The sequence below is a fragment of the Bradyrhizobium sp. 27S5 genome (assembly GCF_037217225.1).
Lineage (GTDB): Bacteria > Pseudomonadota > Alphaproteobacteria > Rhizobiales > Xanthobacteraceae > Bradyrhizobium > Bradyrhizobium septentrionale.
In genome coordinates this window covers 1,701,634-1,725,227 of the sequence record NZ_CP147714.1, presented here as the reverse complement: position 1 = coordinate 1,725,227, position 23,594 = coordinate 1,701,634, and the positions used below count along the sequence as shown (strand labels likewise).

The following is a 23,594-nucleotide window of genomic DNA, read 5'->3' as shown; positions in this document are numbered from 1 at the left end:
TCAGGCCGCCTTGGGCAACACTGCCTTGGTTTCGGCGAAGGCCCAGTCGATCCACTGCGTCAGCAGCTCGACGTCCTTTGCCTCGACGGTGGCGCCGCACCAGATCCGCAGGCCGGCCGGCGCATCGCGGTAATACGCGAAGTCGAAGCCGGCGTTCTCCTTCTCCACCAGCGCGACCAGCTTCTTGCAGAAGTCGGCCTGCGCATCTGATGGAAGCGAGGTGATCGCGGGATCGGTGAACTTCAGGCACACCGAGGTGTTGGAGCGGATCGCGGGATCCTTGGCCAGGAAGTCAATCCAGGGCGTCTTCGCCTTCCAGTCGGCGAGCGCCTTGGTGTTGGCGTCGGCGCGCGCGATCAGCGCCTTCAGGCCGCCGATCGACTTCGCCCAGTTCAACGCATCGAGATAATCCTCGACGCAGAGCATCGACGGCGTGTTGATGGTCTCGCCCTCGAAGATGCCCTGGTTGAGCTTGCCGCTCTTGGTGAGGCGGAAGATCTTCGGCAGCGGCCAGGCCGGCTTGTAGGTCTCGAGCCGCTCCACCGCGCGCGGCGACAGGATCAGCATGCCGTGAGCAGCCTCGCCGCCGAGCGCCTTCTGCCAGGAGAAGGTGACGACATCGAGCTTGGCGAAATCGAGCGGCTGCGCGAAGGCGGCCGAGGTGGCGTCGCAAATCGTCAGGCCTTCACGGGTTGCGCTGATCCAGTCGGCGTTCGGAACGCGCACACCGGAGGTGGTGCCGTTCCAGGTGAAGACGACGTCCGACGCGGGATCGACCTTGGCGAGATCGGGGATTTCACCGTAAGCCGCGTTCAGCTTGGTGACGTCCTTCAGCTTCAATTCCTTGACAATATCGCTGACCCAGCCCTCGCCGAAGGATTCCCAGGCGAGCGTGGTGACGGGCCGCGCACCGAGCAGCGACCACAGCGCCATCTCGACCGCGCCGGTGTCCGACGCCGGCACGATGCCGATCTTGTAATCGGCAGGCACTTCAAGCACTTCACGCGTCAGTTCGATCGCGAGCTTGAGCTTGGCCTTGCCGACCTTCGCACGATGCGAGCGGCCGAGGGCGGCGTCCTTGAGATTGTTGGGGTTCCAGCCGGGGCGCTTGGCACAGGGGCCGGAGGAGAAATGCGGCACATCAGGCCGCGAAGCGGGCTTCGCTGCAGTCATAATCTACCCTTCCAGATAGCTGCCTCTCGGTGGGGAGAGGTTTCCCGCCGCCGGAGATAGTGGACCGGCGCCCAAACGTCAAGGAAGTTCAGAAGGGTCCGGAACGATGGGGGGATCACGGCTGATTGATGGGGAGTCCTCGACCTGCTGCACCGTCTCCTGATCGAGCAAATCTGCCGCGAGAGTCATGATCTTAACCGCCCTGCGCCGGCTCGATATTTTCAAAATGCTCTTCTCGCCGGCCTGCACGATGTACTCGTTGCCGACCCGCACGATCGAATAATCCGACATCGAAATCCCCAGTTGCCCGCGCCCCCGTGGGAGACGTCCGACATACCGGACTCGTTCCGACCCGTAAATTCACGGAGGCCGGCTTAGTTTATTGGCTGTTAACCGGATAGCGGAGCAACAGCTACCGCAGGCATTGCATGTGAATGGTACAACTTCGCGCACGCATTTCAGAAGTGCAACGTCTCAGAAGCGCAACGTCATGCCGACATGGCTGCGCGCGAATCCGAGTCGCTCATAGAAGCGCTGCGCATCGACGCGTGTGTGATGCGTCAAGAGCTCGACGAGCATGCAACCTCGCGCACGCGCTTTCGCGACCGCCCACTGCACCAGCTGCTCGCCGATGCCGCGGCTGCGGCAATGGGTTGCGACGCGGACATCCTCGAGCAAGCCGCGCGAGCCGCCCTGCGAGCTGATGCCCGGCAGCACCGCGAGCTGCAGGCAGCCGACCACGGTGCCCTCGCCGTCGACGGCGACCACGAGCTGAAGGTTGGGATCGCGCTCGACCCGCGCGAAGGCCTCGTAATAGCTTTGCGGCAGCGGATCCTCGATCCGCTCGCGCGCGCGGCCGAGCGGATCGTCCGCCAGCATGCCGACGATGACGGCGACATCCTCGCGGCGGGCACGGCGGATCGTGATGGATGAGGCTTCAGTCATATCGATCTTCACCAGAGGTCAGCGGGCCGGCGGCAGGCCGAGCACGCGCTCGGCATCGGAGATCCAGCGGCGGATGACGGGATAGCGTTCGAGCGCGAGGCCGCCATCCTCCGCGACCCGCGTATAGGCAAGCAGCGAAACGTCGGCGAGCGAGAACGCATCACCGACCAAAAATTGCGTCGCCGCAAGATGCCGTTCCAGATGATCGAGCGCCACATAGCCGCGCTTCAACAGGTTCGGATCGATCTCGGAAACGGCCTTGCCGAGATACACGGTCTGAAACCGGCAGACCGCGACATAGGGCTCGTGGCTGTTCTGCTCCCAGAACATCCAGGCATCCATCTGCGCCGCGCGATAGGGATCGCCGGGGATCAGATCGCTGCCGCGCGCGAGGTAGCGGATGATGGCGTTGGATTGCGCGAGCGTGCGGCCGTCATCCAGCTCCACCGTCGGCACCTGCCCCCAACCGTTGAGCTTGAGGAATTCCGCCGTCCGGCTGCCGCCCTTCATGGTGTCGATCTCGACCCATGTGTAGGGCAGCGCCAGTTTGTCGCACACCCATTTCACCTTCAGGCAATTGCCTGAATTGGAATCGCCGAGGATTTTCATGTGAGGTCGCTCCGCTTGCGGAGCGATATCCGACCAGTCACGCCATGCACTGTCAAGCCGCGCGGCTTGGCCTCAGAACTTGTAACCGAGACCGGCGCGCACTGTATTGATGGTGGTGTCGACGGTCGACGTGAAGCGAACGTATTCCCACTCCGCGCGCATGAACAGCCCGCCCGTGATATTGACGTCGAAGCCGAGACCGCCGGTGTAGCCGTACACCAGGTGATTATGCTGGACGTCGTTCGCGTTCAACGTCGCCAGCGGCGTGAACGGCCCCGAGATGGTGGCACTGACGGCGTCGTGAACCGTGACCGAGCGCGAGATGTCGGCATTGCCGAACGCAACGCCGCCGAAGATATACGGCAGGAAGCAACCCCAGGCGTAGCCGGCGCGGCCGCGGATCGTCGCCATGTCGTTGATCTGGATCGCCGCCGACGAATCGACGCGCACGTCGTGGAACAGGGTGTCGGTCAGCGCGGTGCCGCTGACCAATTCCTTGCTCGCGGTGGACGAGCCGCCGAACTTGCCGTGCATGTAGCTCGCATCGATGCCGACCACGACGTCGTCGTATTGCCAGTTGTAGCCGGCGAACGCACCATAGGCCGCCGAGCGTTGGGACGCCTTGCCGAGCCCGAGATTCCAGTTCGAGACGTCCATCTGCTGGATCACGTTGTGATCGAGCAGGGCCGCGAGCATGTTGGCATTCGTGCCGCTGAAATTCTCATCGGACGAACCGTAGCCGCCCTGCCCGCCGATATAGAAGCCGCGCCAGTTGACGGGTGCGCTGGGTGCGTCGCTGAAGCCGCCGCGCAGGGCCGGGAAGTCCGGCAGATCGGCCGCGTGCGCAGCCGTCACCGCGCCCATCATCATCGCCGTCAGCAAGAACATACGCATCGCAACGCTCCATCCCACTCATCGAATGCGCGCTGATCATCGCCTGTTAACCTTAACCAATCGTTGTCGTCACACGCTTTCGACCACCCAAGTTGCAGAAGCTCGTGACGTCGCGCGGCAAAGAAAAACGGCGCGGGATGGTCCCGCGCCGTTGCAATCGTTAACCGTGAAGGCTCGAAATTAACCCTTGCGGATCAGCGGGGGCGGCGGCGGGGGCAGCACGTCGCAGCAGGGCAACGCGAAGCGCACGCCGAGCTTCACGTCCTGCGAGGTGATGTCGCGGTACTGGAAGCTCGAGGGACCGGCCGGCGTGCCGTCGAAGAAGTGACCCTGGCCCTGGCCGGCGGTGCCCATGTCGAGGTAGCGATAGGCCAGTTCGACCGTGAAGTTGTTGGTGACCCTGTAGGCGACACCGGCATGCACGGCCCAGGCGAAGTTGGTCTTGGTGGCGCCGTCGGCGATGAAGGAGCTGGTCAGGCCAGACCCGCTCGGGAACGTGGCGATGTCCGAGAAGGCCGAGGTCTTGATCGTCGCGGCACCGACACCGGCACCGATGAACGGGGTCAAGCATCCCCAAGTGCCGAGATCGGCGTAGACGTTCACGAGGCCGACCCAGCTCTGCATGCCGCCATGATAGGTGTCGCCCAGCGAGCTCGGCCCGGGGAACGTGAAGAAGTCGGTGCCGTTGAAGCTGACCTTCGAGCGGTACTCACCGGTGATGTCCGCGCGGAACCAGCTGTTGAACTGATAGCCGACGCCGATGCCGAACAGCATGCCGCTGTCGAAGCCGGTGCCGTACTGATTGAACACGGTGCCGGCCGGCAGCGTGTCGTACGCGTTGACGTGCAGCCTGGCCTTGGTGTTGGTCATGCCGATGTCGCCGCGCAGATACCAGCCGCCGAAATCCTGGACCGGCGGGGGAGCATACGCCATCGGGGGCGGCGGCATGATCGGCATGTCGGCAGCGAACGCCACCGACGACAGCAGGGATGCCGCGCCTGCGGCAATCAGGGTCTTTACGCTACGCATTGGCTTCGTCCTTTTGGGCCAAGTGAGGCGACACGAAAGCCCCACGTCTGAAACTCACGGGCGGACGATGCCAGCAAATGTTTAAGCGGCACTTAACCCTAATTTTTAAGGTTGATTTTCTCTGACCTTTTTCTGCGGCTGGTGCTTATGGGTCCATCAATACGCGCGTGCAGCAGCGAAAGATGGCGATCCCGCCACAAGTGCTAATGAAGCGTTAATGATTGCGCGCCGTTAGCGGCGCACGCAGGCCGCGTGCGTTAGCGAACGCTTAATGCGGGGGCCTCGCGACAGAGGTTCAGCGAGCAGCCTTCGGCATCTTCGGCAGGAACACCGCGAGCAGGCCGATCGCCGGCAGGAATGCGCACAGCTGATAGACGAAGGCGATTGAGGTGTGGTCGGCGAGCTTGCCGAGCACCGCGGCGCCAAGACCGCCGATGCCGAACGCGACGCCGAAGAACACGCCGGAGATCATGCCGAAGCGGTGTGGCATCAGTTCCTGCGCGAACACGATGATCGCCGAGGTCGCCGACGAGATGATCAGGCCGATCACGACCGTCAGCACGGCGCTTGCGAACAGGCCGGCATAGGGCAGCGCCAGCGTGAACGGCAGCGCGCCGAGGATCGAGAACCAGATCACGTATTTGCGGCCGAAGCGGTCGCCGAGCGGCCCGCCGATGAACGCGCCCACGGCGTTGGCGGCAAGGAAGATGAACAGATAGAGCTGCGCCGCCTGCGTCGAGACGCCGAACCTGTCGATCAGATAGAAGATGTAGTAGCTCGACAGGCTCGAGACATAGAGCTGCTTGGAGATTAGCAGCGCGACCAGCACAATCAGCGCAAGCATCACGCGGCGCTGATCTGGATGGTCAGGATGCCGCGCGATGGTGGCCGCCTTCTTGCCTGATATCTGCGGCTTGTACCAGACGCCGATGCGCCAGAGGATCACGATGGCGAGGAACGCGATCGAGGAGAACCAGGCGATCGAGGGCTGGCCGAACGGCACCACGATCAACGCGGCCAGTACCGGTCCCATCGAGGTGCCGAAACTGCCGCCGAGTTGGAACACCGATTGCGCGAAGCCGTAACGACCGCCTGACGCCAGCCGCGCGATGCGCGACGATTCCGGATGAAACACCGCGGAGCCCAATCCGACCAGCGAGGCGGCGATCAGGATGATCCCGTAACTATGCGCGACGCTGAGCAGCAACAGCCCGAAGAAGGTGAAGCCCATGCCGATCGAAAGCGAGAACGGCTGCGCCTTCTTGTCGGTGAAATGACCGACCAGCGGCTGCAGCAGCGAGGCGGTGAACTGGAACGCCAGCGTGATCATGCCGATCTGCGCGAAGTCGAGCGCGTAATTGTCCTTCAGGATCGGATAGACCGAGGCGATCAGCGACTGCATCGTGTCGTTGAGGAAGTGCGAGAAGCTGATGCCGGCGAGCACGACATAGGCCGGCCCGGCAACAGCCGCCTTCGCGGCCAGCGAGGACGGCAGCTCCGGCACCAGCACCGGTTCGCCCAGTGCCTCCTCGCTCACGACGGGCTTGTTCAATGCAGCATTCCCAGGGACGGATTCGCAGAAATACCTCCGTGTCGTACGACGCGGAGGTCAGGCGGACCAGTTGCATTAGCCGATAGCAGCGATGCGCTGTGTGAACCGCGACGAAAGCCTGCTCCCTCTCCCCGTTCTTCACGGGGAGAGGGTTGGGGTGAGGGGCAGTTTCAGGACGGACGGTGAAAGCTGGATTCGCGGAGAGCCCCCTCACCCGAAATTCAAGCGCAGCTTGAATTCCGGCCTCTCCCCGCACGCGGGGCGAGGCTGGAGCGGCGTTCGTCGATCGATTGACTAGGCCGCCGCGGCGTGGCCGAGTGCGCTGACGATGTTGTCGACGACCTCTTCCACCAGGATGCGATCGTCACCCTCGCCCATGACGCGGATCACCGGCTCGGTGCCGGAGGGACGGATCAACAGACGGCCATGGCCGTTGAGGCGCTTCTCGCCGTCGGTGATCGCGGACTTGACCTCGGCGTCGTCGAGCGGCTTGCCGCTGCGATAGCGCACGTTCTTCAGGATCTGCGGCAATGGATCGAAACGCCGGCAGATCTCCGACACCGGGCGGCGCAGCTTCTGCACCACGGCCAGCACCTGCAGCGCGGCGACGAAGCCGTCGCCGGTCGTCGAATAATCCGACATGATGATATGGCCGGACGGCTCGCCGCCGAGATTGTAGCCGCCGCTCAGCATCTGCTCGAGCACGTAGCGGTCGCCGACCGGGGTGCGGACCATCTGCAGCCCGAGGCCCTGCAGGAAGCGCTCCAGCCCGAGATTGGACATCACGGTGGTGACGATACCGGGCTTGGAGAGGCGTCCCTCTTCCTTCCAGCTCTGCGCGATCACCGCGAGCAGCTGGTCGCCGTCGACGATGTGGCCGCGCTCGTCGACCAGGATGACGCGATCGGCGTCGCCGTCGAGCGCGATGCCGATGTCGGCGCGCATCTCGCGCACCTTCCGCGACAGCGCTTCCGGCGAGGTGGAGCCGCATTCCTTGTTGATGTTGAAGCCGTCGGGCTCGACGCCCATCGGCACCACGTCGGCGCCGAGCTCCCACAGCGCTTCCGGCACCACCTTGTAGGCGGCGCCATTGGCGCAATCGACCACGACGCGCAGGCCGTCGAGCGAGAGGTCGCGCGGCAGCGTGCGCTTGGCGAATTCGATGTAGCGGTCATGGACGCCGTCGATGCGGCGGGCGCGGCCAAGGCTTGCGCTCTGCGCCAGGCGGCGGTCGAGCGATTCGTCGAGCAGCTGCTCGATCTGCTTCTCGACATCGTCGGAGAGCTTGAAGCCCTGCGGGCCGAACAGCTTGATGCCGTTGTCCTCGAAGAGATTGTGCGACGCCGAGATCATGACGCCGAGATCGGCGCGCATCGACTTGGTGAGCATCGCGATCGCAGGCGTCGGCATCGGGCCGACCAGCAGCACGTCCATGCCGACCGAGGTGAAGCCTGCGACCATGGCGTATTCGATCATGTAGCCGGACAGCCGCGTGTCCTTGCCGATCACGACGCGATGGCGATGGTCGCCACGCTGAAACACCAATCCCGCGGCCTGCCCCACCTTGAGCGCGAGCTCCGGCGTGATCAGCCCATTGGCGCGGCCCCGAATTCCATCGGTCCCGAAATATTTGCGGCTCATGGTACCCCCAACATGGACCTCTCGAACCACCCGGCGAGAGAGTTCCGAACGCCCACCAGTCTAGCGTGCATCGGCCTTATAGACTGTCAGGCGCTAAGATGACTTCAAAAAATATGATGAATCATTACCGCCATCGAACCCCATGGTTCGAGCTTAAGACACTGAAAAATATAACATTCTCTCCTTAACCGCAATCCCGTAAACGCGGGCCGGCCCTAACCCTTGCCGCCTCGCTTGACGTGCTGGTCGCCCTTGCTGGGGGCCGGCTGGGTGACATTGACGGGGTCGGAACCGGGAAACGTCTCCTCCAGCCCCTCTTCCAGGGCCTCGTCGAGCCGGCGCTTCTCGGCGTTGTCGTCTGCTTTCGGCTTGGAGTTCGGCTTAGAGTTCGGCTTAGAGTTCGGCTTAGAGCCTGATTGCGTCATCGTGCTCTCCCATCCGTCTTGGCATTCATCCTGGCATTCGTCTTGGATTTGGCAGGCCATCCAACCATGCTAGATGACGGCAAGCGCGAACACCCGCAAGACTTCGCTGGATTAAGACTTCGCTGCATAAGACTTGTGACATAGAAGAAGGGCCGGGAACGTCCATGAAGCACATTACCTGCATCGAAGATCTACGCCAGCTGCACAAGCGCCGGGTGCCGAAGGCGTTTTTCGATTATGCGGACCGCGGCTCCTACACCGAGGACACGCTGCGCGCCAATTCCGAGGACCTGCAGCAGATCAAGTTCCGCCAGCGCATCCTGGTCGATGTCTCCAAGCGGACCCTGGCGACCACGATCCTGGGCGAGCCGGCCGCGATGCCGCTGATCCTGGCGCCGGTCGGCCTGCTCGGCATGCAACATGGCGACGGCGAGATCTACGCCTGCCGCGCGGCGCAGGCGGCCGGCATTCCCTTCACCCAGAGCACGATGTCGATCTGCTCGATCGAGGACATCGCAGCTGCCGTCGACAAGCCGTTCTGGTTCCAGCTCTACGTCATGAAGGACCGCGGCTTCATCAAGTCGCTGATCGAGCGCGCGATCGCGGCGAAATGCTCGGCGCTGGTGCTGACCGTCGACCTGCAGGTGATCGGCCAGCGCCACCAGGACATCAAGAACGGCATGACGGTGCCGCCGGAATGGTCGCTGTCGAAGCTCTTGGACTTCGCGAGCAAGCCATCATGGGTCGCCGGCGTGCTGCGCGGCAAGCGCCGCAGCTTCGGCAACATCGTCGGTCACGTCAAAGGCACCGAGGATCTGACCAAGCTGTCGGAATGGACGGCATCGCAGTTCGACACCACGCTGAACTGGAAGGACATCGACTGGATCCGCTCGATCTGGCCAGGCAAGCTGATCCTCAAAGGCATCCTCGATGTCGAGGACGCCGAGCTCGCCGTCAAGACCGGCGCACAAGCGATCGTGGTGTCCAACCATGGCGGCCGCCAGCTCGACGGCGCGCCGTCCTCGATCGAGGTGCTGCCGGAGATCGTCGACGAGGTCGGCTCGAAGCTCGAGATCATGTTCGACGGCGGCATCCGCACCGGCATGGACGTGATGCGCGCGCTGGCGCTCGGCGCCAAGTCCTGCATGATCGGCCGCGCCTATGCCTACGGCCTCGGCGCCGGCGGCCAAGAAGGTGTCGCCAAGGCGCTCGACATCCTGGGCAAGGAGCTCACCACCACGATGGGGCTGTGCGGCGTCAACACCATCGCCGAGATCGACGATCACGTGCTGGCGGTGTGAGGCAATCGCCATCCGGCCCACAAGCGTCGTCCCGGCGCAGGCCGGGACCCATAACCACAGCCGTGCAAGATTAGAACACGACTGTGGCCACAGCTTATCTCAACAAAAACCATCGATGGTTATGGGTCCCGGCTCCCGCGCGCAGTTGCGCACTAGGCCGGGACGACAACGGAGTTCGTCGCTCGAGATCCCGGGTTCGATGCTGCGCATCGCCCCGGGATGACGCTTCGCGTCACATCGGCGGCGCGATGCCGTCGCGGCCGACATTAACGCGGTTGGCTTCCAGGGTGCCGTCCTCCTTCTTCGCCGCGCCGAAGATGATGATCTTGGCGCCCGGCTTCAGCTCCGCTTTGTCGCCGGCGACGAAAGTGACGACCGGGGTGCCCGGCGGCACCACGACCTTCTTCTCACCGTCCTTGTATTTCACCGTGATGTTCTGGCCGTCGGTGCCCTCCACCGTTTCGGCGACGGTGGCGTTGGTCATGGTCGAGTTGGCGCGCAGGTCCCAGGGACGAAAGCCTTCGGCGGCGCCACGCTGGTTTTCCGGGAAGATGTGAACCGCGATCGCCTTCTGCGTTCCGTCGGGCTCGGGCATCGCGGTGACGCCGATATAGGAACCGGGCTTGATCTGCGACAGATCGGTCTTGGCGACGCCGAACACCGCGACGTTGTCGGTCGTCCGCACCTTCATGTCGGCGCCGTCGCGCGACTTGATCGACAGCATGGCGCCGTCGACGGCCTCGATGGTGCCGCGAATCCGCACCGTCGGCGGCTGCTGCGCCGATGCGGCCGAGGCAAAGGCAACGAGAAGCAATGCGGCGAATAGCGTCGATTTCGGCATGATGTCCTCATGGGTTTGGCTGGCGGAGTCAGGAACACCGGGGAAATGATGGTATTCCGTGCGAGCCATCGTCCTGTTCGCAGGAGAGGTGGCTCGCTCGGTAAACTACGCACCAGAGGAAGGGTCTGTTACTGTGTAACAACCGTTCATCGAAGCCAGGCTCTTCACAAAGAAGAGAGGATGAAACCGCGTCACATCGGAGGCGTGAGGCCGTCGCGGCCGACGCTGACGCGGTCGGTTTCGAGCGAGCCGTCGGGCAGCTTCTTCATGAAGGCGATGATCTTGGCGCCGGCCTTGAGGTCCGCCTTGTCGCCGGGAACATAGGTCACGACAGGCGTATCGGGCGCGACCTCCACCGTCTTCTCGCCGTCCTTGTACTTGACCATCAGGGTATGACCGTCATTGCTGACCACGGATTGCGCGACGGTCGCGTTGGTCATGCTGCTGTTCGGCTTCAGATCATAGGGCCGCGAGCCTTCGCCGGTGCCGCGCATGTGCTCCGGGAAGACATGCACCTCGACCGCCTTCGGCACGCCATCGGGCCCGGGCACCGTGGTCGTGCCGATGAAGGAACCGACCTTGATGTCGGACAGCGCGATCCTGGTGAGGCCGAGCACCAGCATATTGCTCGCCATGTGCAGCTTGACGTCTTCGCCGCTGCGCGACTTCACCGCGAGCGTGTCGCCGTCGACGCTCTCGACGGTTCCACGCACGCGCGTCGGCGTCGGCGGCTGCTGCGCGAGTGCGTAGAGCGTGGATGCCGTCACCATCGCGAATGCAATGAACGGGCGAATGAGCGAGGAACGGCTGGCAGACATTGGGGGATCTCCGGGAGGGGCGCAGGTGATGTAACACTGACCCCAGCCGTATCACGCTATTCCAGGCCTCAAGTCTTTGTGAGATCGGCTTCAACGAGCGCACGCAGTTCCGGCGTCACTTGAGGACGCTGCCCGAACCACAATTCGAAACCGCGCACCGCCTGGTGCAGCAGCATGCCGAGGCCATCGGCGGTCTTCAGGCCGCGCGCCTGCGCCGCCGCAAGCAATGGCGTCACCAGCGGCACATAGACAAGATCGGTCACAACCGCGCCTTGCGGCAACAGGCCGACATCGATCTCGAGCGCGGGCTGGCCGTGCATGCCGAGCGACGTCGTGTTGACGAGCAGCCCGGCTCGCGGCAGCAGATCGCCGACCGTGTCCCACGTCGCGGGATGAACGCGCGCACCGAACTGATCGGCCAGCGCGCGGGCGCGGTCGATGGTGCGGTTGACCAGATTCACGCGCTTGATGCCGCGCTCGATCAGGCCGAACACCACCGCGCGCGCCGCGCCACCGGCCCCTAACACCAGCGCATCCTCGGTCTTGTCCCAGCCGGGCGCGCAGGCGTCGAGATTGTTGATGAAGCCCTCGACATCGGTGTTGGTCGAGCGCAGCTCGCCATCGGCAAACCACAGCGTGTTGGCGGCGCCGACGGCGCGGGCGCGCGCGTCCGGCGTCGACAGCGCCAGCGCGCGCTCCTTGTGCGGAATGGTGACGTTGGCACCGACGAAGCCGCGCAGCGACAAGCGGAACAGGAAATCCTTGAAATCCTCCGGCGGCACCGCCTCGATCACATAGCCGCCCTCGATGCCGAGCGTACGCAGCCAGTAGCGATGGATCAGCGGCGAGCGGGAATGCGCCGCCGGCCAGCCGATCAGGCACGCGGCGCGGGTTTTGCTTGATGATGTCATGGCCGTGACATCGGCCAAGGCAGCCGCGCTGTCAATCCGTCCGCTTCGCGGTTGCGGCAACCAGCACGCTGAGCCCGAGCGCCGTGCCCGCGGCAAACCAGATCGCGGCAAGGTTGATCCAGTGGTAGGCCAATGCGCCGGCAAGCGCGCCTGCGACCAGCGCCGCCCACAGCAGGAGGTTCGGCAGCCAGGCCCAGCCGGCTCCGCCGGTCAGCGCGGCGGCGATCAGCTGGCCGGCCTTGACCAGCGCGCCGGTGACATAGGTGAGGCCGAGCCCGGCGCCGCCTTCGAGCTGGAATACGGCGTTCTCGAGCCCCATCGCCAGCACGATGGCGGCGACCGCGGCGTTCGGCAGGCCATAGGCATAGGCCAAGGCGGCCGCCGTCAACAACAAGGCCTCGCCGAGCAGGATCAGCGGCTGGCGATGGCCGATGCGGCTGAGCACGATCAGGCTGCCGGCCGCGGCACCCACGACGAACAGCACGATCAGCTCCAGCGCCTCCAGGGCGTGCTGCCAATGCCCCGCGGCCAGCGTCACGCCAAGCCGCGTCGAGTTGCCGCTCATGAAGGAGACGAACAGCCCGCCGAGATGCAGGTAGCCGATGCCGTCGACATAGCCGGCCAGCGCGCTGAGCGCGCAGGCCAGCGCCAGGTTACGGCGGGATTCAAGCATGATGTCCTTGCGCCCCCATCAGGGACGCAAGGCTAGCGGCCTCGGGCCATCCTGCCAACGATCACGCCCCCTTGGGGCGTGATCGTTAGCGCTCGACCTTGCACGCGAAGCGGTTATCCCGACCCAAGGGGTTGGTGTCGACGCAGGCGATGCCCGGGACCGGGTGACCGTGCCGGTCGATCGCGCACCATCTGCCGTCGTGCTTGGCCCACGCCACGCCGCGCTGGCGCGGCATGAAATAAACCGGCTCGTCGTACTGCGGCTCGACCATGACCTGCCCAGCGGTGTCGACCAGCCCCCATTTGCCGTTCCTGAGAAAGGTCACAAGGCCGAAATCGAGGTTGGCCCCAACCCGCTCGGCACCAACATCGATCCAGGTCTCCCCGGTTTGCGACAGGATCGCGCGCTTGCCCGCGGCTTCGGACATGATCACGTGGCTGATACTGACATCGCACAGAACGCTCGGCCGCGGCGGAATGGCCCAGGATTGATCCGCAAGCCGCAGCACGCCGGTCGCGCCGGCACGCGTCACGAAAGCAGTAGCATTGTCGCGACGCAGCGCGGCAGCATCGAATTTCGGCTCGATCAGCCATGATCCGTCCGCTCGCATGAAGCCCCGCTTGCCATCGATCGATGCGACGAGGAGATCGGTGCCGGCTGAGAGGTAGTCGAATTTGGGTTCGAGCACCCAACGTCCATCGGGACCAAGGCGTCCCCATTTGCCATCGAGCTTGGCATTCTTGACGCCTCGTCCAGCTCCGAAGATCGCGTCGTAGAGCACGGGCGTCACAGGGCTTGAGTCAGCATCCACCAAACGGAATTTGTCGCCGATTTTCAGAATGTACGGGGGCGGCGCGCCGCATGACGCGTCGATAATCCTTCCGTCAGGCGGCTGCAGCGGGCTGCCATCCGCTTTGAAGTAGAGCCATTCCTTGTTCTTGTAGGCGTCGAGCCGGCCATCGGCACATTGCTGGATCGGCTGATCGAATTCGGCGCCGATGATCACGTGGCCATCAAGGTCCAGAAGCCCCCACCGGTCGGCCGTCCTGAAGTGCCAGCCGAACACAGTGGCGGGGTGATCGTAGTTGATAGCAACATGAATCTGCTGATAGTGCGTTTGAAATGTCCATGTGCCGGATTTGTCGATCACGCCGAAGCTGCCGTCGCGCTCGGCCGACGTGCGATCGAAACCCGGTACGAACCACCAGGCCTTATCAAACACCGGTTCGATGGCGAAGCTCCCGGTACGGTCGATAAAGCCGACCTTGCCGTTGAGCGTCACCCGCGCGAGCCCGTTCTTCAACGCATCCACCTGCTGGAATTTCGGCTCGACGAGCCAGCTTCCATCGGCCCGTGCCAGCCCCCAAAGCTTCTCCTTTTGCACTCAGCGGAGTGACGGATCGTCCTTGTCGAACCAAGGAATCGGCAGCTTGCGCGACTCGATCAGTCGGCCCTGGATATCGATGACGTCGGTCAGCATCGGTTCGAAGATAGCATCGCTCAGTCCGCCGAAGCCGATCCTGCGATTGGAAAAATCCTCCCCGCCAGGCATTCCGCCAAGCCGTCGATCTTCTGATACGGCAAAACGGTCCGGACCGATCGCGCGGATGAACCCATATTTCGGCTCGATCACCATCTTGCCGTCCAAGTCGATCAGGCCGGACTTTCCGTCCACATCCACCTGGGCGAAGCCGAACCGGTAGTCATCGACGATGCGGTACTCCGGCCTGACGATTTCACGGCCGTCCTCGTCGATGAAGCCGTAGAGACCGCCGATGCGGACGGCGGCCCGATGATCCGAGAATGTGCCGACCCAGTCGTATCGCGGAAAGACCGCGACCGTGCCGTCGCGGTAGACCGCACCACACAGGCCGCCAGGAAACATGCACGTCGCCAGAGGGAAAGTCATCGGCTGGCTAGGCCCGGGGCGGCCAAAGAGTGGCCGGCCATCCTGCGCAATCGTGTCCTGCAAATTGGCTTTGCCGGCGGGCGTCAACTCCATCGGCCTCTCTTGCGCAAGTGCGCCATGCACCAGCATCACGCCAGCCAACGCGGCAAATTTCCACCACACCCGCACTGCCTTGCCCTCACCGTCCAAACGGCGACCGAGGACGTAGGCGCAATCCATGGCGAGACAGTGTCGGCCGCTTTACAATGTGTAATTGCACATCGTAGCGGGCCGATTTTCAGCAGGATCGAACGTTGACCTTGGGTCCCGGGCGCGCGTTTGGCGCACCCGGGATGAGATCACACCATCACGCCGCGTCGCGATGCGCGGCGATGATCTGGTCGGCGGCGCGGCCCGTCACTTCGGCCATGCGGTCGAACTGGCGGGTGAAGGTGCCGGCGCCGGCGGTGGCCGATCGCAGCTCGACGATGAGGTCGCCGATCTCGGATTCCGGCATCGTGGCGCGAACGCAATCCCAGCCGCTCCAGCCTTCGCGGGTGTCGAAGCCGAGGATCTGGCCGCGGCGCGCCGACAGGATCGCGTTGACCTTGGCAGTCGCCTCGTTCGGACAGAATATCTCGACCAGATGGATCGGCTCCAGCAGCACCGGCTGGCACTGCGGCAACCCTTCGCTGACGCCGACCCGCGCCGCGGTGCGGAACGCGAGATCGGACGAGTCGACGCTGTGATAGGAGCCGTCGGTCAGCGTGACATCGAGGTCGATCACGGGGAAGCCGAGCGGTCCACGCGCCAGCGCGTCGACGACGCCCTCTTCCACCGCACCGATATAGTTGCGCGGCACCGCGCCGCCGACCACCTTCTCGTGGAATTCGAAGCCTGAGCCGCGCGGCTTCGGCTTGATGTCGAGCACCACATCGCCGAACTGGCCGTGGCCGCCGGACTGCTTCTTGTGCCGGCCGCGCTGGGTAATGGCTTTGCGGATGGTCTCCTGGTAGCCGATCGCCGGCGGATGCGATTTGACGTTGACGCCGTAGCGGTCCTTGAGCCGCTCCTGCGCCACCCGCAGATGCATCTCGCCCTGCCCCCACAGCACGGTGTCGTGGGTGCGCGGGTTCTGGATCATCGTCAGCGAGGGATCCTCCTCGTTGAGCCGCAGCAGCGCCTGGCCGAGCTTGACGTCGTCCTTGCGGTCGGTCGCGGCGATCGAGATCGACAGCACCGCCGCCACCGGCTCGACCTTGACCAGCGAGGCCGGGGCCGTCTTGCCGCTCGAGACCGTATCGCCGGTCTTGATCGCGTCGAGCTTGCCGAGCGCGACGGTCTCGCCGGCCTCGGCCTGCGGCCGCTTGCTGTCATGCGTGCCCGAGACCGCGAGGATGCCGGAGATGCGCCCGGTCTCGCCGCTTGAGGATTGCAGCGTCGCGCCGTCGTCGAGCCGGCCCGCAAGCACGCGCGCCAGCGACAGCTTGCCGCCGTGCTGCAGATGAACGGTCTTGAACACATAGGCCAGCGCGTCCTTCTGATCCTTGACGCCGAGCCGGCTAGCGGTCTCGGTGACGCCGGGCGCCTCATGGCGCAACGCCTTCATCAGGCGCAGCACGCCGTTTTCGCGGCTCGCCGCGCCAAGCAGCACCGGACAGATCAGCCCTTCGCGCAATTCGCGGGCGAGATCGTCGAACACCGCGTCGCGCGGCGGCTGGATATCCTCCAGCAACTGCTCCATCAGCGCGTCGTCATGATCGGCGAGCTTCTCCAGCATCGAGAAGCGCGCTTCCTTCTCGCGGTCGAGATTGCCGCCTTCCAGCGCGACCACCTCCGAGGGCTTGTGCTCGCGATAGACGAAGGCGCGCTCCAGCGCGAGATCGACAAAACCTTCGATCAGATCGCCGTTCCAGATCGGGATCTGGCGCAGCACCAGCGGCACGCGCGAGGCCGGCTGCAGCGTCGCAAGCGTCTCGCGGACCCGCTTGTTGGCGCGGTCGATCTTGTTCAGGAACAGGAAACGGGGAATGCCGAGCTCTTCGAGCTCGCGCAGGATGATCTGCAGCTGCGGCAGCTTCTTCTCATCGGCTTCGCAGACCACGACCGCAGCATCGACCGCCGGCAGCGCGGCACGCATGTCGTGCGCGAATTCGATCGAGCCGGGACAATCGATGAAGGTGTAGCTGTCGCCCATAAAGGTGGTGGTGGCGGCGGTCAGCCCTACGCCCATCTTGTGCTGACGCGCCTCGGGGCTGGCATCGCCGACGGAAGTTCCGGCGTCGACGCTGCCGGCAGTCTTGATGGCGCCTGTACGCGCCAGGATCGCTTCCAGAAGTGTGGTTTTACCGCTTTGGAAAGGGCCCACCAGTGCGATGCACCGTGGACCTCGGGGACTTCTGACGTCTTGTCCCATTGCCGCCTCCTCGTTTTGGAGCTCGGCCCATGATTGGGTCGGCGACCATTCATGCTCTGCCTGCGTTTCGCGTTTGGCAAGCGGGAAAACGTCGCTGCGGTGCGGCGCCGTTTAACCATGGCCACGACGGCGGGAATTACCACTATTGTCCGGACGAACGTATCCGGTGCGCCAGTTCCTTAGGCCGGTGCCGCCGCTGTCTCGCGCTAGCGCGTCGCGATGTCGAGCAGGCGCTGCACGGCAGGCGAGACGTCTTCATCACGCCATGCGATCGTGAGCGGTGCCATCACCGCCGGTGCGGCAAGCGGAACGTAAGCCACGCCGCGACCGGTCTGCGCGCGTGCCGCGGCCTCCGGAACGAGCGACACGCCGACGCCGGCTGCGATCAGACCGATCGCGGTCTGCAGATGAAGCACCTCCTGCGCCAGACGCGGCGTGAATCCCGCAGCCTGGCAGGCGGTCACGATCAGGCCGGTGACCGACGGCTCCGGCCGCGCCGGGTAGAGCACGAAGGCATCGTCGGACAATTCGGCGAGCGCGATGTCATCGCGCGCCGCGAGCGGATGCGCGCGCGGCAGCGCTGCGACATAGGGCTCATCGAGGATGAGACGCTGGGCGAGCCCCGCCTCGGCCAGCAGCGCCGGGCGTGCGAAGCCGACGTCGATCCGGCGCCGCCGCAGCGCCTCGGCAATCTCGGCCGCCAGCATCTCGTCAAGCACGAGCTCGACATCGGGAAACGCGTCGCGATAGCTACTGATAATATCGGGAAGGCCGGCAAACATTGCGGAGCCGACGAATCCGATCGCGAGCTTTCCAGCCTGACCGCGGCCGACGCGCCTGGTATCGGCAACCGCGTCCTCGAAATTGGCGAGCAACACACGGGCGCGCGCAAGAAACAGCTCGCCGGCCTCGGTGAGCCTGATAGGACGGTTATTCCGCTGCAGCAGTCACGCCGAGTTCGTCCTCGAGCTGGCGAATCTGCTGGCTCAGCGGCGGTTGCGCGATGTGCAGCCGCTCGGCTGCGCGCGTGAAATTCAATTCCTCGCCGAGCGCCACGAAATATCTGAGGTGTCGCAATTCCATGCCGGCGGTATAGCACGGCGGCCGGCGCCTACGGTCATACGCAATAGCTCTGCTACCGTATCGAACGAATATTGGGACCGGAGAAGCGAACGCGGACAGCCTGCGGCGAACCACAGGAGGTCTTAATGACGGCGCTGGAAAAGGCTTTCGCGGAAGCGGCCGCGGCAGGCTTCACGCAGGAGAAGATCGATATCGGCGATATCAGCGTCAACGTCGCGCGCTTCGGCAAGGGCCCGCCGCTGCTCCTGCTGCACGGCTGGCCGGAATTCTGGCTGGTGTGGCGTCCGGTGATGCTGCGTCTCGGCGACAGTTTCGAATTGATCGCGCCGGACCTGCGCGGCTGCGGCGACACCGGCAAGCCGGCGGCTGGCCCGGATGCGTCCGCCACCGCGGAGCGCCACGCGCTGGATATGTTCGCGGTGATGGATGCGCTCGGTCATGACAGCTTCGGCGTGATCGGCGGCGATCTCGGCGCCTATGTCATGCAGGCGATGTCGCATCGTCAGCCGCAGCGGCTGACGGGTACGCTCTATCTGTGCACGCCCTAACCGGGCCTCGGCAACCGCTACGGCCAGCCCAGCCACCTGATCGAAGTCTGGTATCAATACTTCCAGCAGCTGCCATGGGCGGCGCAACTGGTCGGAAGCTCGCGCGAGTCATGCCGACTCTATTTCCGCCACTTCCTCGATCACTGGTCGGGCGACAATTCCGCCGTGTTCGGCGACCTGCTGGAAGCCTATGTCGATAACTTCATGAAGCCCGGCAACATCCAGGGCGGCTTCGACTGGTATCTCTCGTCGGCACCCAATCGCCGGCGCTGGCTGGAAGGCAGGCTGCCGGCGCAGCCGCGCATCGAAATCCCGTCGCGCTTTCTCTGGGGCCGCCGCGATCCGCTGATCGCGCCGGAATGGTCGGACCGGCTGGATCAATACTGGACCGAACCTTCGATCAGGTTCGTCGAGGCCGGGCACTATGTCCACGCCGAGGCGCCCGAGGTGGTTGCCGAGGAAGCCCGCAGCTTCCTCGGCGGAATACAAAACGGTGCAGCTTGAGTTAGCGCCCCGGACGCAGCTCCAGGCTCTCGAGCCCGGCGGCGATGTTGACGCCGACCTGACCCTGCACGCTGAGCGGCTGCAAGGCGATGGTGTTGTCGGAACCGCCGACCAGCACGTTACCGCCGACGCCAACGCCGAGCGTCGCGCTGCCCTGCGCGCCGGCGTAGTTGCCGGAGAGCGCGCCAGGCCCAAGCTGGGCCACCGGCGCGTAGACGCCCCAGGCCAGCGCTGACTCCTGGGTGATGCCGAGATCGATGCCGACCTTGCGAATGGTCGCGATGTAACGGTCCTCAGGCGCGCCATCGACGCGCAGCACGCAGCCGAGATTGGTCACGGAGCCGACGATGAATCCGACGCTCGCGCCGCCGCGGCATTCCAGGATACCGACCTGCACGCGCTGGATCGGCTGTTGGGCGTTGGCGCCAACGATCGCCAGCGAGGCGAGGGCGGCACCGGCGAGGAGGATGAAGCGACGCATGTTGGAGGTCTCCGGCTGAAAGGCGTGACGCGAGCAGAGAACAGAACGGCGCCGTGTCTGCGGCGCCTGTCGCTTCCTATGCCATAACATCGGATGCACAGCCAGAATTTGCGGTGTCCGGCCACCGATTGTTACGGGATGTGGCGATGTTGCTATGATCCCGCTGCCGTGCAGAACCTGCCGCGCAAAACACAACAAACGACAGACGCAAAAAAAGAGGCCCGCTTTCGCGGGCCCCTTTGATCAAACACCGACCGGCTTAGTGGTGGTGGTGATGACGGTGGTGATGATGACGGCGCGGACCAGCGAGGCTGACCGGCTCGAGATCGATGCCGGCGATGCCCGCCGCGACGTTGAGGCCGGTCTGGCCCTGCACGCTGATCGGCTGCAGCGCGTATGCGTTGTTCGGGCCGCCGAACAGGAAGTTACCGCCGGCGCCGAGGCCGACCGAAGCGTTGACGCCGACGCCGCCGTAGCTGCCGGCGAGCGCACCGCGCGGGAGCTGCGTGGTCGGCGCGCTGACGGCCCAGGCGAGCTGCGTCGTCGCGGTGACGCCGAGGTCGAGACCGATCCGCTTCACGGTCGCAACATACGGCTCCGGCCGGCGGGCGTTGGCGCTCTGGAACACGCATTCGAGGCGGGCGACGGAGCCGACGACGAAGCCGACATTCTCGCCGCCCTGGCATTGCAGGACCCCGGCCTGAACCTCGGGCGCCGCATTGGCGGTGGCGAACGGCGCCAGCAACGCAAGCGCTGCAAGGGTGAGAGTCGAAAGTCGCATTTGGTCTGTCTCCGCAAGATGAACTGAATTAGCGCGGCGGACAGAAGGGAAGGCTCGTGTCCAAAACAAGGCAGTCCGCAAAGACGCCCTAAAAACTTCGCGCGTGTGGCATCGTTGTTCGCGCACACGCGCGTGAGATGAGCGGGATGTGATTTGACTCGTCGAATTTACCGGCGCGCGATCTGCGCACACAAATAGAAACGCTCCCACACCTGGTGCAGGAGCGTTTCCTGAGTTTCGTAACGACTAGCGCAGATTGCCGCAGAAGCGCTGGATGCGCTTGCAGGCGTCCTCGAGATCGGACGTCTTGGTGGCGTAGGAGATGCGGAACGCCGGTCCGAGACCGAACGCCGAACCCTGCACCACGGCGACACCCTCGCTCTCGAGCAGCTCGGTGACGAAGGTCTCGTCGTTGTCGATCACCTTGCCCGACGGCGCCGTCTTGCCGATCGTGCCGGCGCAGGACGGATAGACGTAGAACGCGCCTTCCGGCCGCGGGCACTCGATGCCGCTGGCCTGGTTGAGCATCGACACCACGAGGTCGCGGCGCTCCTTGAACACCTTGTTGTTCGCAGCGATGAAGTCCTGCGGTCCGTTGAGCGCCTCGACCGAAGCCCATTGCGCGATCGACGACGGGTTCGAGGTCGACTGCGACTGGATCGTCGCCATCGCCTTGATCAGTTGCGCCGGGCCGCCGGCGTAGCCGATGCGCCAGCCGGTCATGCAGTAGGCCTTCGACACGCCATTCACGGTCAGCGTGCGATCGTAGAGGCTCGGCTCGACCTGCGCCGCCGTGGTGAAGACGAAGTCGTCATAGACGAGGTGCTCGTACATGTCGTCGGTCATCACCCAGACATGCGGGTGCCTGACCAGCACGTCGGTGATCGCCTTGAGCTCGCTCTTGGTGTAGGCCGAACCGGTCGGGTTCGACGGCGAGCACAGGATCACCCACTTGGTCTTCGGCGTGATCGCCTTCTCGAGATCCTGCGGGCGCAGCTTGAAGCCGCTCGACGCCGGACAGATCACCGGCACCGACTCGCCGCCGGCGAGCGCCACCATCTCGGGGTAGCTGACCCAGTACGGCGCCGGGATGATCACCTCGTCGCCCGGATTGATGGTCGCCATCAGCGCATTGTAGAGCACCTGCTTGCCGCCGGTGCCGACGATGATCTGGTTCGGCTTGTAGCTCAGGCCGTTCTCGCGCGAGAACTTGTTGATGATGGCTTCCTTGAGCTCCGGAATGCCGCCGACATCGGTGTACTTGGTCTTGCCGGCCTCGATGGCGTGGATCGCAGCCAGCTTGATGTTGGCGGGCGTGTCGAAGTCCGGCTCGCCGGCACCGAGGCCGATGACGTTGCGGCCCGCGGCTTTCAGCGCGCGTGCTTTGTCCGTGACCGCGATCGTCGCGGACGGCTTCACACGGTCGAGCGCAGCGGACAGGAAGGCCATAATCATCTCCTGGCAAACGTCGTGAGCCGTTCGGCCACGACTTGATTTGAATGGGATCGCGGCACCCTAGGCCTGTCGCCGCTGCATCGCAAGAAGCTTGGCGGCAAAGCACGAAAACTTTCGCGCCTGGCCCGCAACGCGCGCAACATTCCGCAAGTTCCGGAGCCAAATGGCTCATATCCGGCAAGCCCGACGGCGGCCGCTGCAGCCTCGCCGGCAAGGCTTCCGGCGGCCTGCGCCCGCGCGGATTGCTCCGAGGACAAGGTGCCGCGTGGCGCCCACCTCGCAGAGCCGACGGCGCGCAGTCCGGCGGCCCTGTCGCGCGTTAACGGTTGTGAATTGCCGCGCGTCCGCCACGGCATCGACCGGCACCGTGCACAGCGTCGCGCAGCCGTGATCCGAGTTGTTGCGCCGTGTTGATGGAATCGTTCTGAACGCGTGCAGTGCGGTAGACGTTTCGACTTTTTCCACTGTGCAGGGCTTGCGACGCACCGCTGTCGGCATCATTGTTTAAGCGCGTTGCGGTGTGACAGGCCGCGCAATTTTTCAAGCGTACCGTCTCAGACCAAGTGAACCCGACGCACCGAGTGAACACCGACGCAATGTACAAGCTCTATTCGATGCAGCGCTCCGGCAACAGCTACAAGGTCCGGCTGGCGCTCGCCGTGTTGAACACGCCGTACGAGGCGATCGAGATCGACATCCTGCGCGGCGAGAGCCGCACCCCGGAATTCCTGGCCAAGAATCCGAGCGGCCAGGTGCCGCTGCTGGAAGTCGACGGCCGCCATCTCGCCGAGTCCAATGCCATCCTCTGGTATGTTGCGATCGGCACGCCGCTGGCGCCGGAGTCGCGGATCGAGCGCGCCGAGGCGCTGCAGTGGATGTTCTTCGAACAGCACGCGCTGGAGCCGAACATCGGCGCCGCCTATTTCTGGCTGTCGCTGGTCAAGGGCGGGCGCGACCTGCAGACGCACGCGCTGGAGGACTGGATGGAGCGCGGCTACGCCGCGTTGCAGGTGATGGAAAATCACCTCAAGGGGCACGCCTATTTCGCCGCCGACCAGTTCACGGTCGCCGACATCGCGCTGTACGGCTACACCCATGTCGCCGACCGCTGCGACTTCGACCTCGCGACCTTTCCGTCGGTCCGCGCCTGGCTGAAACGGGTCGAGCAGACCCCCGGATTTGTCTCGATGGATTGGCGGCCCGGGACCGATGCCGAGCCTGAGGCCCGCCTCGCGGCAGGCGTCTGAACAACCGGGTCTGAATATCGGGAATAGCGGGGAAACTGCCCAAATAGCGGGCAAAACCCTCGTCGTTGCCGTATTTCTGCCGTTTTCGGGGGACGTCACCGCCGCAATCTTGCCGGTGACAACGGGCAGATTTGCTCGGATGTCGCGAGTGATTCGCTCGCGGCCTGAGGGATTTGCACCATGACACGGTGGTCCGGCACGGCAGGCTTCCATGGCCGCCCTGCCCCAGTGGCATCGTCCCGGCTGACCCACGCGATCGCGGCGTTGCTCGCGCTTGGCGCGCTGACGCTGTGCCTGGTCGTCGCCGTCACGGTGCTGTCGAGCAACATCAGCATGGCAACGGCGTTCCCGGCGTAATCAAGCAATTCCACTTGGCACC

At 64.6% G+C, this 23,594-nt stretch carries 26 protein-coding genes; 5 read left to right on the top strand and 21 right to left on the bottom strand.

Features of this window, described 5'->3' with window-relative positions; all coding sequences use genetic code 11:
- The 9 genes from WDM24_RS08215 to WDM24_RS08175 all read right to left on the bottom strand — a co-directional run bounded on the left by WDM24_RS08215 (window position 1) and on the right by WDM24_RS08175 (window position 8,268).
- Entirely contained in the window at window positions 1-1,173 is a 1,173-nt protein-coding gene (locus WDM24_RS08215; protein ID WP_338830806.1) for a phosphoserine transaminase, read from the bottom strand.
- Window positions 1,174-1,251: 78 nt separating this feature from the next.
- Window positions 1,252-1,464, bottom strand: a complete 213-nt coding sequence (locus WDM24_RS08210) for a hypothetical protein (RefSeq protein WP_166302891.1) — start codon at window positions 1,462-1,464, stop codon at window positions 1,252-1,254.
- A 183-nt stretch (window positions 1,465-1,647) separates the two neighbouring features.
- Window positions 1,648-2,118: a GNAT family N-acetyltransferase gene (locus WDM24_RS08205; protein WP_338830804.1), complete on the bottom strand. Its 471-nt coding sequence runs from the start codon at window positions 2,116-2,118 to the stop codon at window positions 1,648-1,650.
- A gap of 18 nt (window positions 2,119-2,136) precedes the next feature.
- Complete coding sequence (locus WDM24_RS08200; protein ID WP_166302885.1) at window positions 2,137-2,727, bottom strand: glutathione S-transferase family protein; 591 nt, start codon at window positions 2,725-2,727, stop codon at window positions 2,137-2,139.
- A 72-nt stretch (window positions 2,728-2,799) separates the two neighbouring features.
- Window positions 2,800-3,621 (bottom strand): outer membrane protein, encoded by an 822-nt coding sequence (locus tag WDM24_RS08195; RefSeq protein WP_338696488.1) that lies wholly within the window; start codon window positions 3,619-3,621, stop codon window positions 2,800-2,802.
- A gap of 180 nt (window positions 3,622-3,801) precedes the next feature.
- Window positions 3,802-4,650 (bottom strand): outer membrane beta-barrel protein, encoded by an 849-nt coding sequence (locus WDM24_RS08190; RefSeq protein WP_338830800.1) that lies wholly within the window; start codon window positions 4,648-4,650, stop codon window positions 3,802-3,804.
- 295 nt (window positions 4,651-4,945) lie between these two features.
- Window positions 4,946-6,202 (bottom strand): MFS transporter, encoded by a 1,257-nt coding sequence (locus tag WDM24_RS08185; RefSeq protein ID WP_338830799.1) that lies wholly within the window; start codon window positions 6,200-6,202, stop codon window positions 4,946-4,948.
- Between the two features lie 294 nt (window positions 6,203-6,496).
- Window positions 6,497-7,843 carry a phosphoglucosamine mutase gene (glmM, locus tag WDM24_RS08180; protein WP_166302879.1) on the bottom strand — a complete coding sequence of 449 codons (1,347 nt, stop codon included), beginning with the start codon at window positions 7,841-7,843 and terminating at the stop codon, window positions 6,497-6,499.
- Window positions 7,844-8,058: 215 nt separating this feature from the next.
- Window positions 8,059-8,268: a hypothetical protein gene (locus WDM24_RS08175; RefSeq protein ID WP_338830798.1), complete on the bottom strand. Its 210-nt coding sequence runs from the start codon at window positions 8,266-8,268 to the stop codon at window positions 8,059-8,061.
- Window positions 8,269-8,432: 164 nt separating this feature from the next.
- Between WDM24_RS08175 and WDM24_RS08170 the strand changes: the two genes are divergently transcribed.
- A complete protein-coding gene (locus WDM24_RS08170) occupies window positions 8,433-9,569 on the top strand; it encodes an alpha-hydroxy acid oxidase (protein WP_338830797.1) in 1,137 nt (378 codons plus the stop codon).
- A 232-nt stretch (window positions 9,570-9,801) separates the two neighbouring features.
- On the opposite strand, the gene WDM24_RS08165 is transcribed toward WDM24_RS08170, so the two are convergent.
- The 9 genes from WDM24_RS08165 to WDM24_RS08125 all read right to left on the bottom strand — a co-directional run bounded on the left by WDM24_RS08165 (window position 9,802) and on the right by WDM24_RS08125 (window position 18,172).
- Window positions 9,802-10,410, bottom strand: coding sequence for a hypothetical protein (locus WDM24_RS08165; RefSeq protein WP_338696478.1), 609 nt, complete (start codon window positions 10,408-10,410; stop codon window positions 9,802-9,804).
- A gap of 191 nt (window positions 10,411-10,601) precedes the next feature.
- On the bottom strand, window positions 10,602-11,180 hold the full coding sequence (locus WDM24_RS08160) for a hypothetical protein (RefSeq protein WP_414645746.1): 579 nt from the start codon (window positions 11,178-11,180) through the stop codon (window positions 10,602-10,604).
- Between the two features lie 116 nt (window positions 11,181-11,296).
- A complete protein-coding gene (locus tag WDM24_RS08155) occupies window positions 11,297-12,139 on the bottom strand; it encodes a shikimate dehydrogenase (protein ID WP_338830795.1) in 843 nt (280 codons plus the stop codon).
- Window positions 12,140-12,170: 31 nt separating this feature from the next.
- Window positions 12,171-12,812 carry a YoaK family protein gene (locus WDM24_RS08150; RefSeq protein ID WP_338830794.1) on the bottom strand — a complete coding sequence of 214 codons (642 nt, stop codon included), beginning with the start codon at window positions 12,810-12,812 and terminating at the stop codon, window positions 12,171-12,173.
- Between the two features lie 85 nt (window positions 12,813-12,897).
- A complete protein-coding gene (locus tag WDM24_RS08145; protein WP_338830793.1) occupies window positions 12,898-14,196 on the bottom strand; it encodes a WG repeat-containing protein in 1,299 nt (432 codons plus the stop codon).
- Window positions 14,197-14,940 (bottom strand): WG repeat-containing protein, encoded by a 744-nt coding sequence (locus WDM24_RS08140; RefSeq protein ID WP_338830792.1) that lies wholly within the window; start codon window positions 14,938-14,940, stop codon window positions 14,197-14,199.
- Between the two features lie 127 nt (window positions 14,941-15,067).
- Window positions 15,068-17,116, bottom strand: a complete 2,049-nt coding sequence (locus tag WDM24_RS08135; protein WP_338830790.1) for an elongation factor G — start codon at window positions 17,114-17,116, stop codon at window positions 15,068-15,070.
- A gap of 206 nt (window positions 17,117-17,322) precedes the next feature.
- Entirely contained in the window at window positions 17,323-17,994 is a 672-nt protein-coding gene (locus WDM24_RS08130; RefSeq protein ID WP_338830789.1) for a LysR family substrate-binding domain-containing protein, read from the bottom strand.
- A gap of 52 nt (window positions 17,995-18,046) precedes the next feature.
- On the bottom strand, window positions 18,047-18,172 hold the full coding sequence (locus tag WDM24_RS08125; RefSeq protein ID WP_338830787.1) for a LysR family transcriptional regulator: 126 nt from the start codon (window positions 18,170-18,172) through the stop codon (window positions 18,047-18,049).
- 152 nt (window positions 18,173-18,324) lie between these two features.
- Here WDM24_RS08125 and WDM24_RS08120 point away from each other — a divergent pair, with 152 nt between their 5' ends.
- Window positions 18,325-18,747 (top strand): alpha/beta hydrolase, encoded by a 423-nt coding sequence (locus WDM24_RS08120; RefSeq protein ID WP_338830786.1) that lies wholly within the window; start codon window positions 18,325-18,327, stop codon window positions 18,745-18,747.
- Window positions 18,748-18,912: 165 nt separating this feature from the next.
- Window positions 18,913-19,251, top strand: a complete 339-nt coding sequence (locus WDM24_RS08115; protein ID WP_338830785.1) for an alpha/beta hydrolase — start codon at window positions 18,913-18,915, stop codon at window positions 19,249-19,251.
- Between the two features lies 1 nt (window position 19,252).
- On the opposite strand, the gene WDM24_RS08110 is transcribed toward WDM24_RS08115, so the two are convergent.
- The 3 genes from WDM24_RS08110 to WDM24_RS08100 form a co-directional block, all read right to left on the bottom strand.
- Window positions 19,253-19,732, bottom strand: coding sequence for a DUF992 domain-containing protein (locus tag WDM24_RS08110; RefSeq protein WP_166302846.1), 480 nt, complete (start codon window positions 19,730-19,732; stop codon window positions 19,253-19,255).
- Between the two features lie 259 nt (window positions 19,733-19,991).
- Window positions 19,992-20,513, bottom strand: a complete 522-nt coding sequence (locus WDM24_RS08105; protein ID WP_338830784.1) for a DUF992 domain-containing protein — start codon at window positions 20,511-20,513, stop codon at window positions 19,992-19,994.
- A gap of 246 nt (window positions 20,514-20,759) precedes the next feature.
- Window positions 20,760-21,962 carry a pyridoxal phosphate-dependent aminotransferase gene (locus WDM24_RS08100; RefSeq protein ID WP_166302840.1) on the bottom strand — a complete coding sequence of 401 codons (1,203 nt, stop codon included), beginning with the start codon at window positions 21,960-21,962 and terminating at the stop codon, window positions 20,760-20,762.
- Between the two features lie 602 nt (window positions 21,963-22,564).
- On the opposite strand from WDM24_RS08100, the gene WDM24_RS08095 reads away from it, so the two are divergent.
- Window positions 22,565-23,215 (top strand): glutathione S-transferase family protein, encoded by a 651-nt coding sequence (locus WDM24_RS08095; RefSeq protein ID WP_029083466.1) that lies wholly within the window; start codon window positions 22,565-22,567, stop codon window positions 23,213-23,215.
- Window positions 23,216-23,395: 180 nt separating this feature from the next.
- On the top strand, window positions 23,396-23,572 hold the full coding sequence (locus WDM24_RS08090) for a hypothetical protein (RefSeq protein WP_338696461.1): 177 nt from the start codon (window positions 23,396-23,398) through the stop codon (window positions 23,570-23,572).
- Window positions 23,573-23,594: the final 22 nt, after the last annotated feature.

Excerpts from the sequence above, each read along its gene's own strand:
- WDM24_RS08215 (WP_338830806.1), bottom strand. The coding sequence starts at position 1,173 with ATGACTGCAGCGAAGCCCGCTTCGCGGCCTGATGTGCCGCATTTCTCC.
- WDM24_RS08210 (WP_166302891.1), bottom strand. The coding sequence starts at position 1,464 with ATGTCGGATTATTCGATCGTGCGGGTCGGCAACGAGTACATCGTGCAG.
- WDM24_RS08205 (WP_338830804.1), bottom strand. The coding sequence starts at position 2,118 with ATGACTGAAGCCTCATCCATCACGATCCGCCGTGCCCGCCGCGAGGAT.
- WDM24_RS08200 (WP_166302885.1), bottom strand. The coding sequence starts at position 2,727 with ATGAAAATCCTCGGCGATTCCAATTCAGGCAATTGCCTGAAGGTGAAA.
- WDM24_RS08195 (WP_338696488.1), bottom strand. The coding sequence starts at position 3,621 with ATGCGTATGTTCTTGCTGACGGCGATGATGATGGGCGCGGTGACGGCT.
- WDM24_RS08190 (WP_338830800.1), bottom strand. The coding sequence starts at position 4,650 with ATGCGTAGCGTAAAGACCCTGATTGCCGCAGGCGCGGCATCCCTGCTG.
- glmM (WP_166302879.1), bottom strand. The coding sequence starts at position 7,843 with ATGAGCCGCAAATATTTCGGGACCGATGGAATTCGGGGCCGCGCCAAT.
- WDM24_RS08175 (WP_338830798.1), bottom strand. The coding sequence starts at position 8,268 with ATGACGCAATCAGGCTCTAAGCCGAACTCTAAGCCGAACTCTAAGCCG.
- WDM24_RS08170 (WP_338830797.1), top strand. The coding sequence starts at position 8,433 with ATGAAGCACATTACCTGCATCGAAGATCTACGCCAGCTGCACAAGCGC.
- WDM24_RS08165 (WP_338696478.1), bottom strand. The coding sequence starts at position 10,410 with ATGCCGAAATCGACGCTATTCGCCGCATTGCTTCTCGTTGCCTTTGCC.
- WDM24_RS08160 (WP_414645746.1), bottom strand. The coding sequence starts at position 11,180 with ATGGTGACGGCATCCACGCTCTACGCACTCGCGCAGCAGCCGCCGACG.
- WDM24_RS08155 (WP_338830795.1), bottom strand. The coding sequence starts at position 12,139 with ATGACATCATCAAGCAAAACCCGCGCCGCGTGCCTGATCGGCTGGCCG.
- WDM24_RS08150 (WP_338830794.1), bottom strand. The coding sequence starts at position 12,812 with ATGCTTGAATCCCGCCGTAACCTGGCGCTGGCCTGCGCGCTCAGCGCG.
- WDM24_RS08140 (WP_338830792.1), bottom strand. The coding sequence starts at position 14,940 with ATGGATTGCGCCTACGTCCTCGGTCGCCGTTTGGACGGTGAGGGCAAG.
- WDM24_RS08135 (WP_338830790.1), bottom strand. The coding sequence starts at position 17,116 with ATGGGACAAGACGTCAGAAGTCCCCGAGGTCCACGGTGCATCGCACTG.
- WDM24_RS08120 (WP_338830786.1), top strand. The coding sequence starts at position 18,325 with ATGACGGCGCTGGAAAAGGCTTTCGCGGAAGCGGCCGCGGCAGGCTTC.
- WDM24_RS08110 (WP_166302846.1), bottom strand. The coding sequence starts at position 19,732 with ATGCGTCGCTTCATCCTCCTCGCCGGTGCCGCCCTCGCCTCGCTGGCG.
- WDM24_RS08105 (WP_338830784.1), bottom strand. The coding sequence starts at position 20,513 with ATGCGACTTTCGACTCTCACCCTTGCAGCGCTTGCGTTGCTGGCGCCG.
- WDM24_RS08100 (WP_166302840.1), bottom strand. The coding sequence starts at position 21,962 with ATGGCCTTCCTGTCCGCTGCGCTCGACCGTGTGAAGCCGTCCGCGACG.
- WDM24_RS08095 (WP_029083466.1), top strand. The coding sequence starts at position 22,565 with ATGTACAAGCTCTATTCGATGCAGCGCTCCGGCAACAGCTACAAGGTC.
- WDM24_RS08090 (WP_338696461.1), top strand. The coding sequence starts at position 23,396 with ATGACACGGTGGTCCGGCACGGCAGGCTTCCATGGCCGCCCTGCCCCA.